The 18784-nt window shown below is 54.9% G+C and carries 24 protein-coding genes; 13 read left to right on the forward strand and 11 right to left on the reverse strand.

The window, feature by feature from the left end; translation table 11 throughout:
- Window positions 1-18: 18 nt before the first annotated feature.
- Window positions 19-795, reverse strand: a complete 777-nt coding sequence (locus Pla52nx_RS13320; RefSeq protein ID WP_146521161.1) for a hypothetical protein — start codon at window positions 793-795, stop codon at window positions 19-21.
- A gap of 887 nt (window positions 796-1682) precedes the next feature.
- Between Pla52nx_RS13320 and Pla52nx_RS13325 the strand changes: the two genes are divergently transcribed.
- From Pla52nx_RS13325 to Pla52nx_RS13335, 3 genes are read left to right on the forward strand one after another with little or no spacing between them, the layout of a single operon-like run.
- The gene (locus tag Pla52nx_RS13325) at window positions 1683-1919 is read left to right on the forward strand and encodes a DUF433 domain-containing protein (protein ID WP_146521160.1); all 237 of its coding nucleotides are present in this window, start codon (window positions 1683-1685) and stop codon (window positions 1917-1919) included.
- 5 nt (window positions 1920-1924) lie between these two features.
- Entirely contained in the window at window positions 1925-2146 is a 222-nt protein-coding gene (locus Pla52nx_RS13330; RefSeq protein ID WP_146521159.1) for a hypothetical protein, read from the forward strand.
- Window positions 2143-2574, forward strand: a complete 432-nt coding sequence (locus Pla52nx_RS13335; protein ID WP_146521158.1) for a hypothetical protein — start codon at window positions 2143-2145, stop codon at window positions 2572-2574. Before Pla52nx_RS13330 ends, Pla52nx_RS13335 begins: the two co-directional genes overlap by 4 nt.
- Window positions 2575-2715: 141 nt before the next feature.
- Here Pla52nx_RS13335 and Pla52nx_RS13340 read toward each other — a convergent pair whose 3' ends face one another.
- Together Pla52nx_RS13340 and Pla52nx_RS13345 are read right to left on the reverse strand one after the other, a co-directional pair.
- Window positions 2716-3342 (reverse strand): recombinase zinc beta ribbon domain-containing protein, encoded by a 627-nt coding sequence (locus tag Pla52nx_RS13340; protein ID WP_197454739.1) that lies wholly within the window; start codon window positions 3340-3342, stop codon window positions 2716-2718.
- Window positions 3236-3499, reverse strand: a complete 264-nt coding sequence (locus Pla52nx_RS13345) for a hypothetical protein (RefSeq protein ID WP_197454770.1) — start codon at window positions 3497-3499, stop codon at window positions 3236-3238. Before Pla52nx_RS13345 ends, Pla52nx_RS13340 begins: the two co-directional genes overlap by 107 nt.
- Before the next feature lie 217 nt (window positions 3500-3716).
- Between Pla52nx_RS13345 and Pla52nx_RS13350 the strand changes: the two genes are divergently transcribed.
- The 3 genes from Pla52nx_RS13350 to Pla52nx_RS13360 are packed head-to-tail and all read left to right on the forward strand — an operon-like array spanning window position 3717 to window position 5748.
- Window positions 3717-4841 carry a hypothetical protein gene (locus Pla52nx_RS13350; RefSeq protein ID WP_146521156.1) on the forward strand — a complete coding sequence of 375 codons (1125 nt, stop codon included), beginning with the start codon at window positions 3717-3719 and terminating at the stop codon, window positions 4839-4841.
- On the forward strand, window positions 4838-5407 hold the full coding sequence (locus tag Pla52nx_RS13355; RefSeq protein ID WP_146521155.1) for a hypothetical protein: 570 nt from the start codon (window positions 4838-4840) through the stop codon (window positions 5405-5407). The genes Pla52nx_RS13350 and Pla52nx_RS13355 overlap by 4 nt, the downstream gene beginning before the upstream one ends.
- Window positions 5404-5748, forward strand: coding sequence for a hypothetical protein (locus Pla52nx_RS13360; protein WP_146521154.1), 345 nt, complete (start codon window positions 5404-5406; stop codon window positions 5746-5748). Before Pla52nx_RS13355 ends, Pla52nx_RS13360 begins: the two co-directional genes overlap by 4 nt.
- 126 nt (window positions 5749-5874) lie before the next feature.
- On the opposite strand, the gene Pla52nx_RS13365 is transcribed toward Pla52nx_RS13360, so the two are convergent.
- Together Pla52nx_RS13365 and Pla52nx_RS13370 are read right to left on the reverse strand one after the other, a co-directional pair.
- Window positions 5875-6231, reverse strand: a complete 357-nt coding sequence (locus tag Pla52nx_RS13365; RefSeq protein WP_231742110.1) for a helix-turn-helix domain-containing protein — start codon at window positions 6229-6231, stop codon at window positions 5875-5877.
- Between the two features lie 205 nt (window positions 6232-6436).
- A complete protein-coding gene (locus tag Pla52nx_RS13370; RefSeq protein WP_146521153.1) occupies window positions 6437-6814 on the reverse strand; it encodes a TA system antitoxin ParD family protein in 378 nt (125 codons plus the stop codon).
- A 389-nt stretch (window positions 6815-7203) separates the two neighbouring features.
- Here Pla52nx_RS13370 and Pla52nx_RS13375 point away from each other — a divergent pair, with 389 nt between their 5' ends.
- Both Pla52nx_RS13375 and Pla52nx_RS13380 read left to right on the forward strand, forming a co-directional pair.
- A complete protein-coding gene (locus tag Pla52nx_RS13375) occupies window positions 7204-8019 on the forward strand; it encodes a metallophosphoesterase family protein (RefSeq protein ID WP_146521152.1) in 816 nt (271 codons plus the stop codon).
- A gap of 49 nt (window positions 8020-8068) precedes the next feature.
- Window positions 8069-8419, forward strand: a complete 351-nt coding sequence (locus Pla52nx_RS13380; protein WP_146521151.1) for a low molecular weight protein tyrosine phosphatase family protein — start codon at window positions 8069-8071, stop codon at window positions 8417-8419.
- On the opposite strand, the gene Pla52nx_RS13385 is transcribed toward Pla52nx_RS13380, so the two are convergent.
- From Pla52nx_RS13385 to tuf, 3 genes are all read right to left on the reverse strand, one after another.
- Window positions 8406-8864, reverse strand: coding sequence for a macro domain-containing protein (locus Pla52nx_RS13385; protein WP_146521150.1), 459 nt, complete (start codon window positions 8862-8864; stop codon window positions 8406-8408). The two genes, Pla52nx_RS13380 and Pla52nx_RS13385, sit on opposite strands and share 14 nt — an antisense overlap.
- Window positions 8861-9442 (reverse strand): ATP-grasp domain-containing protein, encoded by a 582-nt coding sequence (locus tag Pla52nx_RS13390; protein ID WP_342190399.1) that lies wholly within the window; start codon window positions 9440-9442, stop codon window positions 8861-8863. The genes Pla52nx_RS13385 and Pla52nx_RS13390 overlap by 4 nt, the downstream gene beginning before the upstream one ends.
- Before the next feature lie 333 nt (window positions 9443-9775).
- Window positions 9776-10978, reverse strand: coding sequence for an elongation factor Tu (gene tuf / locus Pla52nx_RS13395; protein WP_146521149.1), 1203 nt, complete (start codon window positions 10976-10978; stop codon window positions 9776-9778).
- A gap of 55 nt (window positions 10979-11033) precedes the next feature.
- Between tuf and Pla52nx_RS13400 the strand changes: the two genes are divergently transcribed.
- The gene (locus Pla52nx_RS13400; protein ID WP_146521148.1) at window positions 11034-11291 is read left to right on the forward strand and encodes a hypothetical protein; all 258 of its coding nucleotides are present in this window, start codon (window positions 11034-11036) and stop codon (window positions 11289-11291) included.
- A gap of 97 nt (window positions 11292-11388) precedes the next feature.
- On the opposite strand, the gene Pla52nx_RS13405 is transcribed toward Pla52nx_RS13400, so the two are convergent.
- From Pla52nx_RS13405 to Pla52nx_RS13415, 3 genes are all read right to left on the reverse strand, one after another.
- The gene (locus Pla52nx_RS13405; protein WP_146521147.1) at window positions 11389-12153 is read right to left on the reverse strand and encodes a nucleotidyltransferase domain-containing protein; all 765 of its coding nucleotides are present in this window, start codon (window positions 12151-12153) and stop codon (window positions 11389-11391) included.
- 37 nt (window positions 12154-12190) lie between these two features.
- The gene (locus Pla52nx_RS13410) at window positions 12191-12760 is read right to left on the reverse strand and encodes a hypothetical protein (protein ID WP_146521146.1); all 570 of its coding nucleotides are present in this window, start codon (window positions 12758-12760) and stop codon (window positions 12191-12193) included.
- 131 nt (window positions 12761-12891) lie between these two features.
- A complete protein-coding gene (locus Pla52nx_RS13415) occupies window positions 12892-13938 on the reverse strand; it encodes a nucleotidyltransferase domain-containing protein (protein WP_390620390.1) in 1047 nt (348 codons plus the stop codon).
- A gap of 155 nt (window positions 13939-14093) precedes the next feature.
- Between Pla52nx_RS13415 and Pla52nx_RS13420 the strand changes: the two genes are divergently transcribed.
- The 4 genes from Pla52nx_RS13420 to Pla52nx_RS13435 all read left to right on the forward strand — a co-directional run bounded on the left by Pla52nx_RS13420 (window position 14094) and on the right by Pla52nx_RS13435 (window position 18715).
- Window positions 14094-14909 (forward strand): TIGR02452 family protein, encoded by an 816-nt coding sequence (locus tag Pla52nx_RS13420; RefSeq protein ID WP_146521145.1) that lies wholly within the window; start codon window positions 14094-14096, stop codon window positions 14907-14909.
- Window positions 14910-14978: 69 nt separating this feature from the next.
- A complete protein-coding gene (locus Pla52nx_RS13425) occupies window positions 14979-15542 on the forward strand; it encodes a 3'-5' exonuclease (RefSeq protein WP_146521144.1) in 564 nt (187 codons plus the stop codon).
- Between the two features lie 868 nt (window positions 15543-16410).
- A complete protein-coding gene (locus Pla52nx_RS13430; RefSeq protein ID WP_146521143.1) occupies window positions 16411-18075 on the forward strand; it encodes a hypothetical protein in 1665 nt (554 codons plus the stop codon).
- 10 nt (window positions 18076-18085) lie between these two features.
- On the forward strand, window positions 18086-18715 hold the full coding sequence (locus Pla52nx_RS13435) for a hypothetical protein (protein ID WP_342190400.1): 630 nt from the start codon (window positions 18086-18088) through the stop codon (window positions 18713-18715).
- The last annotated feature ends 69 nt before the right edge of the window (window positions 18716-18784 follow it).

The raw sequence follows: 18784 nt of genomic DNA on the forward strand, positions 1-18784 counted from the left end.
GCACCAACAATGTCTTCCTCATTTGTTTTCGACTGAGGATTTGGAGTTGAGTGAGTCGTATTGATTCACCCAGGTACTCGCAGCGTTGAGTGTTAAAGGACAAAAACCGCATTCGTTGTCATTCGAACTGGTGAGATAATTGGAGATGGTTTTCGAATTTGCACCACCATGCGAGAGATCGCTCCAGCTCATCTCGTCGGTCAGGTGCCAGGCGACCGCCTGTCCGATGAACGGATGAACTTGGTTGCTACCAAGCTGACGAAACAATTCCATCAGCCGAGGATCATCCACTTTGGATTCCGGCCGAACCAGTTTGTACTCGACGCGAGCGCTAGGAACCGCCTTGCCGAATTCGAGACCCACGGTCGTTGCCGTCAGTCTGCGAGTTTTCTTCGGAGCCAATCTGAGCAAAGCGGAATTACCATCGGCAGCCGATTTGAAATTGCGACCGTTCATCAGAAACGCACCACCGACCGCTTGGGTCTCCACCTTCAAGGACTCGCTGAGCCCTCGCTTTCCGTGCGTCGATTCGCCGTTGGCAATGACTGCCGGGACAGCGACGACCGCGTCGGGGAGACGAATGTCAAGCGGCTCATCGGTAAGATTGGTAATGATGACGTTCGACTTTCCGCCATTGACAGCGATGAAACGGACCAGCACTTTTTCGGCCTCCATCGCATCGTATAGACAAACGCCATCACCTTCTTCGGCAGATAATTGCCGTACCGGCATGGCTCCCATGGCAAGAACACCGACCAGAAAAGAAAAAGCAGTCCATCGAATCGACAGAAACATGGCAGCAGCTCCAAGTGTGGGAACAGCAAGTGACTTGCACATTACAAGCTAAAAGCGTTCCGTTGTCAACCACCGTCAAATTGCGGAGGCCTGAACTGGTGTGGAGTCTGTCGAATCACCTCGCTTTCCCGGCCCGCCCCTTTGTTCGCGTCAATTTTCGATTACGGTTCATTTCGTCTGATTCGCCAGACGCAACGCCAAAATGATCAAAGCTGCCCAAGCAAAACGCCACACATGGGCAATTTTGAGGCGGCCGAACCGATCGCTTTCGTTCGTTCCATTGGTCAAAGGCCGCGAGGCAGAGCTTCAGTCAACGAGTAAGGTTCACACGCTGCCAGCCAAGTCAGCCGGCACAAATAGCCTATCCTCGCGTTGCTTTGACGATCGTTCCCTTTGCCTGTTAACCGCCCGCCGACTTGCGAGAACCAACAGCTTCGGTTGACGCAAACCCGCAGTTGGGCTTTCGGAATCAGTCCCGTCTGTGGCTGTTCGAAAGAGACGGGAATCGCATCGCAGAATCGATTAAAAGTAGAAAAATGTCCTCAGGATTCTGGCGTTCTCTCCGGATTGGTTCTGTTCGGGGAGCTGAATTAAAAAAAGCGAAAACTCTCGCGAACCAGTTAACGCCCGTCGGTCCAGCATGACCCGCGGGCGTTTCTCATTTTCGCCCCCTTTTTCGCGGTCTTTCGCCACCACGGCGCCCAATCCCAATGTTCTCACTTTCGCGCCGAGAGTCCGGGCTGCCGAACTCAACCACCCTGGTTCTCCCCCGCACCCCAGAGACAACCCCGAGAACTCTCTGATTCTCTGTTTGACTCGGCAAAGCGGGTTAACACGAAAGAGAGCGCCGGCGCGAGACGTTGCGTTCCGTGCCTGGAGGTGCCTCGATGACCTGGCAAGACCATATCTCTGTCGACCCGCTCGTCTGCCACGGTCAGGCTTGCCTGATCGGCACCCGAGTGACGGTCTCTGTCGTGCTCGACAATTTGGCGGCGGGAGTCTCCAGAGAGGAAATCCTCAAGAGCTACCCCAGCCTGAAGCCCGAAGACATCGACGCCTGCGTCGCATACGCTGCCGATCTAGCCCGCGAACGCATCCCTCCGCTGACTCCGAAGGAAGGGTGAACGTCGTGCGAGATGTTGGCCAGCTGCAATTGGAGGCCTACCGCCGAATGACTGGCGAAGAACGACTCATGATTGGCCTTGGCTTGTACGAAGCGTCGCTCGCGATCGCTCGTGAGCGAATTCGAAATCGTTATCCTGGTGCAAGCGAAGCGGAGATCGCAGAAAAGCTGAAAGCACGTATCCGTGCTGGCTACGAAATTGACATTGTCTCAAGCAAGGCGTCGTGACGGAAACCGAACTACTCGTTGATTGCCTGTGTCGACTCGAAACGGCCGGCATCGACTACATGCTGGTCGGTTCGATGGCTGGCAACTACTGGGGCGTTCCACGCTCTACCCACAATATCGACTTCGTAATCGAGTATGACGAGACCCAAGTCGATGCAATTGTCGAGGCCTTCCAAGATGATTTCTTTATTCAACAAATCAGCGTCGCGCCTGGTCTGCGACCGCCCCGCCAATTCAACGCTCTCGACAATCGATCTGCTTTAAAAGTGGACTTCTTTCGAATTGCCGGTGATGAATACGAGTTCGAAAGATTCGGTCGTCGCAAACGAATCACCTTGTTCGACCAGCCCGCTTGGATTGCGACGGCGGAAGACGTGTTGCTGCAAAAGTTGCGATGGCACACGATTAGCCCAACCGATCGCCAGTAACGGACGCCCGAGGCATCCTGCTCGTATCGGGCGACGGCCTAGATCGAGATTATCTCAGGCATTGGGCAGAGCGAATTGGCGTCGCCGATTTGCTCCAGTTGGTGCTCAACGGATAAGCATCCACGGACGGATTCGCATCCGCTAATCAGAAGACACTGACGGGTCGGCAGTCAGACCTCGGACTTCAGCTTCGTCACACTCAATCTCAACGGTCCCCAAGTCCGGATTGAAAATAACCCTGGTCAACAGCTCTGGCAGCAGGCGGCGTTGCTGATCTTGATTGAGTTGTGTCCAAACCTCGCGCAACTCATCCATGAAATCTGGATCATCGCTTTGCGGTTCTCCCAAGGTATCAATGACAAACTGCTCAATGTCATAGCGTTTAACGCTCACGTTCGAGCATGGCGGTCGACCTCCTGCTTGCGACCGGCATCGGTAGTACAAATACCGAATGTTTCGGTGATGCGAATAGCTCGTTGTCATCGGGCGCTCGCACCATCCGCAAACCAAGATCCCGCGCAGAAGAAACTCTTGCGGGTTCTCTCGCCGGCCCGGTTTCCGAGTTCGACGCTCGACTATGTGCTGCTGAGCGCGGTCGAATACATCGGGTTTAACAATCGGCGCGTACTCCCCTGGCAGTGTTGATTCACCGTTCGGGATTTCACCGAGATACGTGCGATTGGAAATTAATTTCAGGACTCGCGTCGTCGTCCAGCGTCCCGTGTTGCCATAGCGGTCGGTCCAACGTTTCGCTCGATTCAACCTCATCTGCAAAGTGATCGTGCACCGGAAGTCCCAGCGACGTGGCCGTGTCTGCGCGGATTGCATACTGAGCGTCGCAAGAACTGAACGAACCGCCGCCATAGCGTGACTGCCGCGAATAGACCACGTTCAGCCGAAACGGTATCTCTTGCTCGTCATTCACTTCCGAGTATCGACCTCATCAAGGAAATGGCCTTGGCTGACACAAGTAGTCAGCCCACGACCACCATCTTAGCTTCGCGAAAGCAAATCGCATATTTCTCAAATCGCAGCAGACTTGAGGGAACAGGAACTACAGGGAACGGCTGTTTTGTTGTAAATTAACGGTTCCGCCGACTGTCGTATCAGCAGACTCACAAGGCACAACGGAGTGACCATCCATGAGCGAATACCAATACATCTACTTCGCAGCAGTCGATAAGCCGCTGAATGATAAGCAGCTCGAATACATGCGTCACCAGTCGACACGTGCGGAGGTGACGCGGTGGCAATTTACGAACGAGTACCACTACGGTGATTTTCACGGCAACTCGCTCGAGATGATGCGACGCGGATATGACGTGCATCTGCATTACGCGAATTATGGTGTTCGCAAGCTGCTGTTTCGGTTGCCATTGGGACTGCCCATCGATGCGAAACAGTTCAAGGCTTACGCGATGGAGTACAGCATCGAATGGAAGAAAGACAAACGCGGCAAAGGGGGCGTGCTGTCGATCCAACCCGAATGCGATGCAGGATTTTACAGCGAGGACTACTTCGACTTTGATCGAATGGTAACGCACCTTCCGAAAATCCGAGAAGGATTGATGGCTGGTGACACTCGGGTGCTCTATCTCGGCTGGCTGGCATGCAATTGGGGCGAAGAGTCGATCGAGCCGCCTGTACCGGCGGGGCTAGGAAAGCTTCCGCCCGAACTTGACGAACTGGTTGACTTCTATGAGCTGGATCGCGACTTGCTTGCCGCCGCCTACGAACAATCACCTAAACTGCACGGGCAATCTACCCGTGAGCCTGATGTTGACGACTGGTTGGCAAACCAGTCTTCCGAGACCCTGCGTGTGCTCATGCGTCGTGTTCTTCAAGATGACGCGGCGGCGGTGCGTGCTGAGTCGCTGGCTGCGATGCGAGACCAATCCGGCAAAGACACGTGGCCGGCGAACAATAGCTCTCGCACGCTCGAAGAGCTTCGAGTGTTGGCAAATGCAAAAGCAAATCAAAGAAAGAAACGAGAACAGGCCACCGAGGAACGCAAACTCGAGAAACGACTCGCCAGAATTCGCAAAGACCCCTCGGCAGCGATTGCAGATGCGGAGAAATTGATCCAATCGCGGTCGACCGACAACTACTTTAAAGCCGCGAGGCTACTTGCCGAACTCCGCGATGCGGTTGGCGGTGAAGAAGGATCACGAATCGCTGACCAAGCTGCAAAAAAGATTGCGAAGAAATACCCAACGCTCAGCTACGTCAAGCGAGCGTTCAAAGAAGAAGGATTAAACTACCGATGAAACGCGGTGCAAAGTCAACAAAGAAGGTCCCAAAGGCCAAAGTATCGCCGAGTGAGTTGATCCGTTCCGCACTAGGAAAATGCAAGAAGCCAGATTTAATTGATTTTCTCGTGGAGTTCTCGAACCAGCACGTCGAGGTCCAGCGTGAACTTGAATCTCACCTGAATGTCGAAAAACCATTTTCCCTGGTAGTCATTGACATCGAGTCCGCGATCGCTCTGGCAACCGATTTCGACGAACGACGAATGAATTACAACTTCAATTACGACCACGAATCCTACGAAGCGGTCGAAAAACGGCTCAAGAAGCTAATCGATCACGAAGAGCTGGAGGATGCTAAGCGGCTTTCCCTCGAATTGATGAAGCGGGGCAGCTACCAAGTCGCGTGCAGTGACGAAGGGTTGATGAGCTACGAGATTGAAGACTGCTTGAAACCCGTCATCAAAGCTGTCAAACGTGCCGGTGGTGAACCGGCAAAGCAGTGGGCGGCCGAAATGATCAGAGCCGATAAAGTTGGCTTTATTTGCGATAACGAACTACGAAAACTTGCGGAGTCAAAGTCATGAAAATTGTCTACCCGACATGGCTGACCAAGTGCGATGACGCTGATATCGAAGAGGCCTACGAGGAAGCGACCGTCGACTGCTACGGAGACGAGCAGGGAGCGGGATTGGTCGACATGGCCATTGAAGAGCTCGCCTTCCCCTTCGCTGCCGTTGTACTGGGGCAACCAGTTTCAGTTGTGGACGCTAGTCCTTCCAGGAACGTTGGTTTCGGCGTCGATTTGATCGTCGAATACGGCAAGAAGCAATTTGCGATCTCCGCCTCGTCAGTTGAGCTCTGTGATCCGTTTCCCGAAGGCCACCTCTATCTCGCCGCACTGCTGGTTTGGCATTCCAGAATGTGACCGTTGGCAAGCCGGAAAGGCAACCCAATCATGGTCTCAGATCAACTGTATCGAACGCCTCAGTTCGCTGACGGTCTGCGTCAGTCCCTGCTCGCTGAGGCAGCCAACCGTGAAGTGGCTCAATGCTCAATAACCCATGTCGAGCTCTTGGGCCTGGGCAGCCAGTTCGTCGAGTGCTTCGTGGCGTTTGCGGTCCATCGACTCTTTGTACTCCATCAGGTCTTTCAGCAGCACACGGCGGTGGGTACCGACTTTGCGAAACGGCAGTGCACCCTTCTCGAGCTGCTGGACCAAGAATGGCCGCGACACACCCAGCAAATCCGAAGCCTGCTGCGTCGTGAGTTCTGCGTGCACCGGGAACATGGGGACCGCGTTGCCTTTGGCGAATTCGGTCAGCAAGGCGCCGAGTAGCTGCACCGCTGACGGTGGAATCTCGATCTCGGTTTCCTTCCTTCCAAGCTTGGCGACCAATCGGATGAACAAGCATTTGTTCGAGGTCGTTCACTTTGACACTCACAGCAGGACACTGAGGCCGAGATGTCCAGTTCACCCGCGATAACTTCGGCGTTGACAAATCGCAGACCGCAGTCCGACAGATACGTGTGGAAGAACGTCGACTTTCCGGCGCCGTTCGAGCCAGCAACGGCGATGACGACCGGACGCTGGTCAAGAAACGAAAACGGCAGGCTCAAGTTTCGCTCTCGACTTCAACGAAGTCTCGTCCGACAAAACGGCCAACGACTTCAGTACCGTCAGCCTCGATTCGGCGGAGTAGGTCGGGTTGGCCTTCCACAGCTTTAAAACGAGGATAGGGGCCTTGCTCAAGGTAAGCTTCCAACTTTTTCTTTCCCTCGGCGGTACCAACCTCGGCAATCGCTTCGGAAAGTGGTCGCGTCGAACCAGATTTCTGTAGCAGGATCGATCGGTCTCCGCGTAGAAGCGGTTCGATCGACTTTCCAAGTCCGGCCCAGAACTCAATCTGTCCGGCGATGCTCCGCTGCGAGAACAGCACGACTGCTCGCGCGTCGTCGACAAGTTCGTCTGATAGTTTGACTGGCTGTCCCATAATTCACCTCTATCCAATGGTCGCATTTTGCTACCTGCCAGTCCAGTCAATTTTCGGAGTCCATTCTGACCGACCGGATCGCTGGTTGACGTCCCAAACGATCCGAATCGGAAAACTAGCTCGCGGTCTTAATGGACCTGGGGCTACCTTTTTTGACACCTCTCGCTGATCGCCACCACTGGTTCCCAGGCTCCTGCCCACAATCCTCTCCACAACTCAGCCAAGAGAGTCGCGAGAGACCCCGCGAGATTTCACTCGCACCGCTTTGAAGTGGGGGCCTCTCTGAGATAAACCATGGCAAGTGAGAGATCTTTGAGAGAGACGATTATGGCCTGCATCACGATTCCGCTCGGTCGAACCACCTGGTACGTCACGGTGTCTTGGCCGGCATGAGGATTACATCGATTCAACCTGAACTGATTCGGGAGATTCCCTTCCTGAATGCTGGCCGAGGGCCGGGCGGTTTCTACCGAGACTCGCTGCCGGTGCACCGGGGATTTGTGGATGCGCTACCGGACGGAATGTCAGCGATCATCGCCACTGCTGATCTGCAAGGACGCGAGACTTTCGAATCGGCTGGCGGCAAACCACTTCGTCTGCTGGGGGAAGTCCTCCCAGCGATCCTTGCCGATGAGATAATTCCAAATCTCGGTGTAGGCAATGGGCGGATTGGCGTGCTTCTGGCAGGCGACTTCTACACCGTTCCCGCACTCGACAAGCGCGGCGGATCCGGTGATGTAACCTCAGTTTGGCAAGCGTTTGCCGACGAGTTCGATTGGATCGTCGGCGTCGCCGGCAACCACGACCTGCTCGGCGACGCAGCAACTCGTCCGAGATTTACCGACCCAGTTCACTTCCTCGACAACGACACCGTCACTGTCGATGAACTGCCGATCGCAGGCCTGAGCGGCATCCCTGGCGACCCAAGACGCCCATGGCGCCGGACAGAAGATGACTTCGTTGAAGCACTCGAACTGCTGCTAAGCGAATCTCCGGCACTCGTAGTCATGCACGATGGACCGGATGTACCTGAATTCGGTTTCCGCGGTTCGCCTAGAATGCGAGAAGCGATTGAAAGTTCAGAGCCAACATTGATCGTTCGCGGGCACGCGCATTGGAAGGAACCTCTCGCAACGCTTTCGAACGGCACACAATCGCTCAACGTCGACGCAAGAGTCGTGATTCTAACGAGCCAAACGTCATGAGTGTCCACCTCTATAGCCGCACACACGAGAAACAAGCGGACAGCGTCTGATGGCCAGTCGAATCAACGTTTTGTTCGTTTGCAGCAAGAATCAGTGGCGAAGTCCGACGGCCGAAGCGGTCTATCGTGACGATCCGCGAGTGTCGGTTCGATCTCGAGGTACAGCGACGTCCGCAAAGCAGACGATTCACGCTGCCGATCTTGCTTGGGCGGATTTAGTTTTGGTGATGGAGGACAAACATCGCCATCGTTTGCTCGCAGACTTCCCGGGCGAAGCCAAGTATCTGCCCATCCAAGTCCTGCATATTCCTGACGACTACCAGTTTATGGACCCGGAGTTGATTGAACTGATCTGTTCCTCTGCCGAGCCATTCATTGGAGCGGCAGCTACGAAGGCTTGAACACAATCAGCGTGTGGTCTTCTCCCTCAAGCTCATCATTGATGATCGAACTGATTGTATCCCAATCACCACCAGCCAAACCCGCACCGAGCATCGGGTATCCGATTCGTTTACCCTTGAAGTCGGATCTGATCTTGCAAAACACCTCTCGAATCGCGTCGTAGTCAGCTTTTACTCCTGCGCCCCGGTAGTTGAACTGAGTGTACGCGTTTACGACGGTGAGTTGATGATCGTCGACCGATACATCGGCTGATGAATAGGAGCCCAACTTCTCGCGGCTTCCTTTCTCGGTTGCCAAATCTGCTTCATATGCGGCTGGGAATTGGTCGCGGATTGCCTTTGCGATGCCTGCCCCCATCGTGCAAAAACAATTGCATCCGTGAATGATCACGTCGAAACGGCCCTGGCCAGCAAGTTTCAGTAGGTCACCTTCGATCTTGTTCACGATTTCACACTCCGTATGGCATGATCAGACACAGCTTTCACGATGGCTTGAGGGTCGCAATCGTACAAGTCGGCACCTCCAAACGGATTCAGCTCGAGTAGAAGGCACTGATCGTCCACCTCGCAAATGTCCAGGACGTAGACCGGCGATGGCGGTTCCATGGAGCATACGATCTCCGCGGCCAATTCGCGAGCCCTTGAGTTCTCGCTTGCTGCCGATGCACTTCGTGTTTCCGCGTTGTAGCCGCTGCCAGCAATCACTTGTCTATCAACGACAACAAAACGCCACTCGCGTCCAACGTTGGCGACCGGTGCGACAATGACGGGAAGCGTTTCGTCTTCAAAGTAGAACCCATGGTCGAGTGCCTTGAGGGAAATCGAATCTACATCGAGCACGCGACCGCTAAATGGTTTCAGTGGGCTGTCTGGTCGAACGAAAACACGATCATGGCAGCCAATCGAGCTTGCGACGTCGGCAGCATTGGCGACTAAGTCATTCGCCGGCACACACCGCCAGTCGCGATGCAGCAACCACTTGCGTGCTCTCGGATACCAAGCTGTGCAGTAAAAGTCGTTCATTGGACAAAATGAGCCGGGAGACCAATTCGCCTTCATCTCAATGACAGCCGCATTGCCGAGTGACCCATGGAAAACAACCGGTGTCTGCGCATCGAACTTGGATGGTTCGTCCAGCCACCAATCATCCCGTGACTCAACGATGCGATGCCCAGCATCATTGATCGCACGCCGCAGCCTTGTGTGGGAAATTGGAAACACATCAGATTCAAGAATCCAGACCATCGATGTCACAGCTTGTCTCGCCACGGAACGAACACTTTAGAAGAATCTAATACGCTCGCGGCGGAACTCTCCGCCGCGAGCGTTGTACAATGCTACCTGATTGTCGCCGATCTAGCCGACCACGCGTGTCACCACGCCCGATCCGACGGTCCTGCCGCCTTCTCGGATGGCAAAGCGGTCACCGTCAGCGACCGCAATCGGTTGCTTCAGCGTGACTTTCAACTGCACGCCGTCGCCGGGCATCGCCATGTCGATTCCGCCCAGCACGTTTGCGCTGCCGGTCACATTTGTGGTTCGGAAGAAGAACTGAGGAGCATAGCCGTCGAAAAACGGCGTGTGCCGGCCTCCTTCCTCTTTCGTCAACACGTACACTTCGGCCTCGAACTCGCGATGCGGGGTCAAGGTTCCCGCCTTCGCCAACACTTGGCCTTTGGTGATCTCGTTGTGAGCGGTCTTGCGAAGCAGCACACCGACGTTATCGCCAGCCTTACCGACCTCCAAGACCTCACCGAACGATTCCACTTGCGTGATCACGTCCGTTGCGGTCGCGGATTTCAGTCCGAGAATCTCGACACTGTCTCCAGCGCGGACCATCCCTTGTTCAATCTTCCCAGTCACGACGGTGCCGCGGCCGGCGATCGAGTAGACGTTCTCAATCGGCATCAAGAACGGCTTGTCGATCAAGCGAACAGGATCAGGAATCCATCGGTCCAGAGCATCCAGCAACTGCTCGATGCACTCGATTGCGATCGGATTCGTGGGGTCGTCATGCGCCTGCTTGGCCGAACCACGAATGACCGGAGTCTTTTCGCCGTCGTAACCGTACTCGCTGAGCAACTCGCGCAAATCCAGTTCGACGAGCTCGAGCAATTCGGCGTCGTCAACCAAGTCGCACTTATTCATGAACACGATTAAGTGCGGCACGCCAACCTGTCGGGCGAGCAACAAGTGTTCGCGAGTCTGCGGCATCGGCCCGTCAGCCGCAGACACCAACAACACCGCGCCATCCATTTGAGCCGCACCGGTGATCATGTTCTTGATGTAGTCGGCGTGACCGGGACAGTCGATGTGGGCATAGCTGCGACCTGCGGTCTCGTACTTCACATGCGAAGCGATCACGGTCACGGTCTTGTTCTTGTCACGAACAATACCGCCTTTGGCGATCGATTCGTACGACTTGTACTTGGCCAGTCCCTTTTCGGATTGCACGCGCAACAGGGCGGAAGTCAGTGTCGTTTTGCCGTGGTCGATGTGACCGATCGTGCCGACGTTGACCGACACCTTGCCATTTCGCGTCATTTCGTTTTGAACCATAGCTCGCAAACTCCTTGGTAAAGGAAACGTTTCGCACCGATCGCCAGCGGCCGAGGTGAGCAGCCTCGGCAACCTTTTTGCCCTGCGTGAGCTCCAGATGAACGGAAACGAAGAAACAGGAAAACGCCGTCATTCAAGAACCGACGATTCAAAAAAAGCCCGCCAAGTGAATCACCAGGCGGGCTTTGCGAATCGTTTAGAACTTAAACTTCAACCACGACGCAACATCCCCGCCTCGCCGTCGAATGACGAGTCGGACGTTGATGATGTTGTGGTGAAAGTATTCATTGGGTTTCCAGAATTGACGGACTGAAGCAGAGACACTGGATTGAATACAAGGTTCGCCAAGGTTCCGTAGTGGATCTTGTTAAAGATCCTTTTTCGGTGTCTAAAGATTAGGCGAGGGATCTTTAACAAGATCCACTACGCCTAAGCCGCAATCGTACGAGAAGATCGTTCAATTCGCCACGAGCCGACGGCATCTCTGGAAGCTTGCTGACTTCGTAGGCCGCCTCAAGTTCGGCGGTCAGCCGCTCGTATTCTCGGGTGTGGAACTCCAGGTCGGCAGCTTCAAACGGTTCTTTCTCGGGTCCGCAGCGCTTGCGGTCCACGAGCTCGTCGATGTACGAGAGCTTGGCGGCCTCGTTCAGCGTGATCAGGTTGGCTTCGACTTCGCCGGTGCGCATCAGGTTGATCCCCGTTAGCAGAACGCGATACACGTACAGCAGCGGCTTGACGCGTGGAGGTGACTCCTTTGCAAAGAGTCTCCACTGGGTCGCGGCAAATCCAAGATAATGATGCGCGTGGTGGCGCGTGATGCAATTCTTGGCGATCGACTTGAGTTCCTCGTGCTCGGGAGTGCTGTACACCACCAGCGGCGAGAAGATTTGCTCAAGCACGTACCCGTTCCGCTTCAGCAACAACCGAAAGAACTTCTCTGCGTCGTGGGTGACGAGATCGATCTCAAGGCCGTCGTAGATACCCTCTTTCTCAACGGTTTGATCGCCTTCGTCGAGTCCGACGACGGTCTCCAGTGGCAACATGTGAACGCCACGGAGATCGAAGTCGGAATCGGGTGAAGGGAATCCGTAGAGGTGTGCACCGCTGACGGTGGCAAACAGCAGCGGGTACGGATGCGACTCGACGTGTTGCATCATTTTCGCGTGGTCGATCATTCCTTATGTAGTGGATCTTGTTAAAGATCCCCTCCTATTATTTCCCAACAACACGACTCAAACCGTTCTTCCTCAGATAGCAAATCACGCGATCAAGCTCGTCCCAAAACCCATCTTCAAACGGCCGAAGTTGCGGGTAGCCTGGGACAAGACAACCAGTGAATTTGTAGGTTTTGTAGCCATCCGGTTTGACCAACCCGGCCCGTTCCGGATTTCTAGCCACGTACTCACATACCTCGCGAAAAGCCAAGTCGCGTTTTTCATCAGCACGTAGCACATGGTCGTACGCTTGGTCCTGCAGTTCAAAACCGATGCGGCGTAACGACTCATTCATTGACTTGCGGAAGTGCTTCATCGCGAGTAACTGATCCGATTGCACGAACAAGCCCATCCACACCATGTGGACATGATCCGGCATGAGACAAAACATGGGGCATGCGATCGCATACCGGAATGCAGTATGTGTGAGCAACTCGCGGAATCGATAGTAGGCGACACCACTTAGCCAACCCATTTCGCGGCCCATCGTGGTCATCGACCAGTGCACGATCGTTTCGCCCCGGTAGTATTCTCGTGGCAGTCGCTTGAGGTGGTCGCGATGGGGCATGGCAATTCGCTCTTCGGATTCGTGTAGAGGAACTTGCTGAAGTTCCACTCGAGTCGCGTGTAGTGGAACTTGTTCCTTTCGAGTACGCTAGCTTGTTGTATGCGGGATCTTTAACAAGATCCACTACCTTATCATGGCAATGACTTCTCCATCGCTCGCCGGCGCGCGTCGACGAGGAATGCGTTGGCACGCTCGTAGTCGGGACGGTCCGGGAGCTTGGTTGTTTGGAACGCAGACTCAAAATCGCTTTGAAGTTCCTTCCGCCAAGAGTCTGCTTCGGCAAATGGCATCTCACCTCGTTTGATCGTCAACAATTGGTCGCGATGCTGGCCGACGTCCACCATCATCTCATCTGAACGCAACACATGGGTTCCCGATAGCAGCAACCGAATCAAATGCATCACGTGCTTCCCCTTCACTCGTCCCTGATTTCGGATGTCGGTTTGCATCTTTTTGAACTGTGATGCAACGTATCCGGAGAACGTCTGGAAGATGAGCTTCGAGAGAAACGCTGATCGCATCTCGAGCAGTTCTTCGCCCAGCGGAGTCGCCGATTCAACGATTGGGGAATAGAGGCACTCGAGCACATTCGGGTTCGCCTTCAAAGCGAGCACGATGAACTTCTGCAGCTCCCAGTAAACCTCTTGAGTCTCATCGTTCTCCAATTGCTCCGGAACCCCGAAGAGCGACCAGTGCAGATCGGCCGCTGGCAGGTAGATTCCACGGCGATCGGTGTCCGACGCCTCGTCTTCCAGGCCGTAAGCCCGCGATCCAATCACGCATCGATAGATCACGCGATCGTACAATCCCGAGCTCATCAACGGCGCAGCATTATCGCGAATGCTGTTGGATTTGAACTCCGCCAGCCGAATAAGTTGGTCGTGGTGGATCGGGGCCTCGAACCCGTCGCTGAACTTCACGCGATACGCGTGGGTGCGATCCACTGGCGATCGGACGATCACACCGACAGCGCCGGCCGGGTGCGCAATGCGGCCGCCCGTCGCCATGACTTCTTTTTGAGCGACTACCTGCGTTCCGACACTGTAGATTAGCGAATGTTCCGTCACCGAAGTGTTTCCGTTGAAATCGATTTCGATAAAGTCTCTGCCAACAAACATTCCCAAGCGTTCAGTACCGTCTGCCTCCGCCAGACTCCTCGGCTTGGAGGATTCGGTCACCGAAAGGTTCCTTTTAGAACGTGACACCCCGGAATTGATTGGACGACACTATGGAGACAGATTTTAGCTGGATTGGTTCTGTCGGAGCGAACCGAAACACAAAAGCACGTGTCCTGTCATGATTTAAAGGAGAATCCCGTAGGGAGGAATTCAACATGACACTGAAAGAACTCGCACAAGAAACACTCGACCTGGTCGAGGCGGGCGAATACCAGGCGGACGGTCTGACCGTGAATTTTGCCGAGCAGCAAGAGTCGGCCGTCCGTGGCACACGTCTGTACCGCCCCGATGAAATCGTTGCGTTATCCGCGTCGCCAGCCGATGAAAACCCGACGATTCACGTGGTGGACGGGACGACTCAAGTCGTCGCCCAGGCCATGTCCAAACATGGCGAAGTTGCGCTGTTGAACTTCGCATCGGCCCGAAACCCCGGCGGCGGATTTCTGAATGGTGCAAAGGCGCAGGAAGAGGATCTGTGTCGCTGCAGCGGCTTGTATCCGTGTTTGATCCAGTGCATGGAATACTACGAGACCAATCGTGCTCAATCATCGCTGCTGTACACCGACCACATGATCTTCAGTCCGTCGGTTCCCTTCTTCAAGACACGTGGCACCGGCGTCTTGCTTGCCGAGCCGTTCTTTGCCTCGGTGATCACCGCCCCTGCGCCGAACAGTGGACCGTTCCTGCGAGGAAACCCCGGCGCAACGGAAGAGCTCGAGCAAACGTTCGAGCGACGCTGGCGGAATGTGCTACGCATCTCACGAGACCAAAGTGTAAAGCGTTTGCTCTTGGGGGCATGGGGATGCGGCGCGTTCGGAGGTGATCCGGTGATGGCTTCACGGACGGCGAAATCGGCGATCGAGAAGGACGGAGGCGGAATCGACGAAATCGTCTTCGCGATCCCCGGTAAAGGGCGGCAAAGCAAAGCTAACCTGGATGCGTTCCGCCAATTCGTTCCCGCCAACCCGTAGTGGATCTTGTCAAAGATCCCACGCACGCTGGAAGTTTAACAACTTCCACTACGACCGAAACAAAGCGAAATGGCAAGAAAGCTAGATCAGATGTTGGTGGTCGACGTTGAGTCGACGTGTTGGGATGGCCCGCCGCCCGAAGGCGAAGAGAGCGAGATCATTGAGATCGGCTTGTGCGTGGTCGATGTTGGCAAACTCGAGCGACTGAGCAAGTACAGCCTCCTCGTCTGTCCCGAGCGATCGACGATCAGTTCATTCTGCACGGAGCTCACAACACTGTCGCCGGACATGTTCGAAGCAGCGGGATCACTCCGCGACGCGGTCAAACGATTGAAGCAGGAGTTCGATTCAAAAGACCGATTGTGGGCCAGTTGGGGAGACTACGATCGTCGTCAGTTCGAGCGAGTTTGTTCGACCGCAGGCGTTGGCTATCCCTTTGGAATCACCCATCTCAACGTCAAATCGCTTTTCGCGGTTTCGCTCGGCTTAAAACACGAGGTCGGACTCGACGGCGCTTACGAGATGCTGAACCTTCCGATGGAAGGCACCCACCACCGGGGAGACGACGACGCTTGGAACATCGCTGGAATCTTGTGCCGGTTGCTTGAAGCCGCGAGAGTTACGAAGCCATAGTGACAAGTTCGACGAATCCCGTTCATCGGCCCGGGCGTGAACCGGGTAGGTAAGTCTCGTTGGCTGTTAACTTCTTCTCCGTTGGCTTTGGCTGGGCGAGCCTCGCAGGACCAACTGCCGAAACTATTCGAATACTTTATCTTAGGTCGATCCCAACTCTGCGCGAGCCGCTTGTTGTTTTTCTCCGAGATGCTCTCGGGGCGTGGCTTGAGGCCGCCTTAGTACTCGTTTGATTCACCGTGATCGCGTGCTTTGACATTTTGCGGATCTGAGAGTCAGCGGTATACTGCCAGCCAAAGTAGGAGAAAAAACAACACTTCTCACTCATCGCCACCAATAGGAGACTCCTCCGAGCTTGTCTCGGTGGTGAATTGACTGACCAGCTAGTCGACTCGATTCGTACGTATCGCGACTTGCTGGAAACCTTGCAGTCGGCCAGCGACAAACAACTCGACATGCCGGTTCAGTGTGCTGACGGTCACCCGGTTGACGAGCAGGTTCATGCACTCAAGAAAGCGATCTGTCTTGGGATGGTTGACGAATTGAATCTTCGCTACGCGCGGTCGGTGGTCGACAATCGTCGCGGGCGGGGAAGAATTGGTTATTCTGTGATGGAAACCCTTTTGGGAAGACGGCGCGATCGCGTACACGATGAAAGCTCAGTCGGATGCGGCCGAAGGGGATGCGCAGACAAACTTTCGCGGGCGGATGGAACCTATCTACCCCGACGACCATGACGAAAGCCGTGATTGGACCGGACCGGCTCAAAAGATCGCGGACCGAGTTACTCGAAAGAGCGGACGTGGAACGCTGGTGGAAATTTTGTCCAGCCGAACCGAAAAGCTAACCTCTCAATGACATTAAAACGATGAACCAGCAGTACATCGATGATTTTGGACGACCACCTATTGTCGTCGCTGTGTTGGATCACGATGAGTGTCGCGTGGGGAGATCGGTGCAGTACGACGATGCGTTGACGTTGTGGGCCGTGATGTCCGAAGACCCGGCCAATTGGGATGAGGTCGCTGCCTACTGGGCGAGGTATCGCTGTCCGGTCGTTTGCGAATTTGTGGATGCGCTGCCGATCCGAGTTAGCGATCGGACCGAGGCGCTTGCTGCCATCAATGGACACGGCAATTGGATCGCGATCGACTTGGTTCAAAAACGGATTTTCTGTGGCAAAGATGTTCAACCGTTGGGACGGGTTGCGACTCTGGCGATGGTCACCGACGAAAAGGGCAATCAGCATTGTCCGCTTCCGTTTCGGTTGCCTCCGTGGTGGGAACTGAACGAGTCTGCCGCGACGGAAACTGTCGCGATGCCGCGAGAACGCGAGATTCAAATCCCGCAGACGGATCGGTTATTTTTGTTCGGCTTACCGATGATCGAAGATTTAGCGGAGCGGATTTTGCAGGTCGCTCGCGAGGGAAGGTTGCCTGATGAGATCAGGGGCGAGCACGGAGGCCCATCAAGCGAGCTGCACGAGTTGACGGTCGAGGTACATCGCGATTCGTTGATGACACCGCACGTTACACTCGCAGGCCGTTGTCCGCGTGACCTGCTGCATGGTGCTCATGAGTGGAGTGACGCGATCATCTGGGGGCAACGGATGCGCTTCGAAGATGGAGCGCCGATGACGGCTGCTCCCGACGACGTGATCGGTTTCGATAACGCACCGATGGGCCGCGAAGAAATGATCGTCTACTTCGACTTGTGTCGTGAAGTCATTCAAGCGGGCTGGCTTTGGTGTGCGAAGGGCATCGGGCACACAAAGCAAGAACTCGTTGCTTTTCTTTCCGATGTGCGTGATGCGTGGATGGAAGAGCCCTTTGAAGGCGGCTCGCCACCGAGCTTCATCATCGAGTGCAGTCGTCGTCGCATTCCGCGTGGCAGCCAGGTTCCGATCGTCGGAATGGACGGTGTAGAAAGCGAACAACACATGAACGATTGCGATTGCCCGATTTGCGACATGATGGCGTCGGGAATGTTTGGCGTCGGGTTCACATCGCTGGACGGTCACCATTTGGAACTCGATGGTGAGTTCGCGTTTTCAACCCACCAGTTCGTCGAAGACTGGCAACGCGAACAGGATGAGTACCGAGCTTTTGGCGAGGAGATGGATCGAATGCAGGCCGAGCGAGAAGCGCGAATTGCAGCCGGCGAAGGCGAGGAGGACGTTTACGCTTCCGCGTGGAGCAATACAATGACCGAAGGCAAGTTGCCCGGCGATCCGCTAGGTCACATGAAGCTGTCGTTCCGCCTTGCCGAAATCATCAGCGATTTGGAAACCGCCGACGCACCCAACGATATCATCAGAGCCTTGAATATCTCCTTTCGCGAGTACCGTGAAAGCGATGATGAAGAACGCGAAGCATCGAAGGCTGCGTTGAAAAACAATCTTGAAGAAGCCGCCAAGTTGTTTCCTGACCTGGTATCCAAAGTGGCGGATTTTCAATCCCAAGTCGATGAATTGGGACGTCTGCCATCCGCTACACCTGGTCCGCACGACGAGGACAACGACCTCCCGTTTTGAAAGTACTCACGTGGGCTTGACGATTCACTATCGAGGAACGATGGACGATGTCGGAGACGTCGAGGAGATGGAAGACCCGAACATCATCGCCAAGCGAATTGAGCGTGTTGCAATGTTGGTTCAGGAAAAGATGTCCGGCAACTTGATCGGCGATTCCCAACGATCGTCCACCGATTCCGACGATGAAGCATTGAGCGAGCTATCACTTGAAGAAGAAGTCAACTGGATGGACGCGCAACGACTCCCAGTAATCGCTCGCATCACTGCTTTCGCTATTGCCAGCAATCTCGCTTGCCGGCCGCATATCGTTTCCCGCTTCCAGGATGGAGTGACAGATGACGCCGCAAACGTTTGGTGCCAAATCCGCATTCGTCGATTTGAAAAGCACCTTGAGTTGGCCCAACTCACCGAGCAATTTTGGATTTCGCCGCAGTACCCGGCCTCGTTGGAACACGGCGAGTTCGAGGAAGGCGATGACGCCCTGATTGAGAAACTGGACGACATTCTCGATTCACCGCCGCGGGACCGCCTGGCCTTCGAAGGGTTCCGACAACTTTTCCCCAGGCGATCAACGTCGGCGGAGTCCGTGTTCGCTCTCGCATTCCGAATTCCACTGGAGAATTCGCCGGTTTTCTTTTGACGGATTAGGTACTTCCCGGCGATCGGTTCTCTGGTCAGGGCTCCGGGAACAGCCTCGCTATTAGGCATA

The organism is Stieleria varia (assembly GCF_038443385.1).
GTDB classification, from domain to species: domain Bacteria; phylum Planctomycetota; class Planctomycetia; order Pirellulales; family Pirellulaceae; genus Stieleria; species Stieleria varia.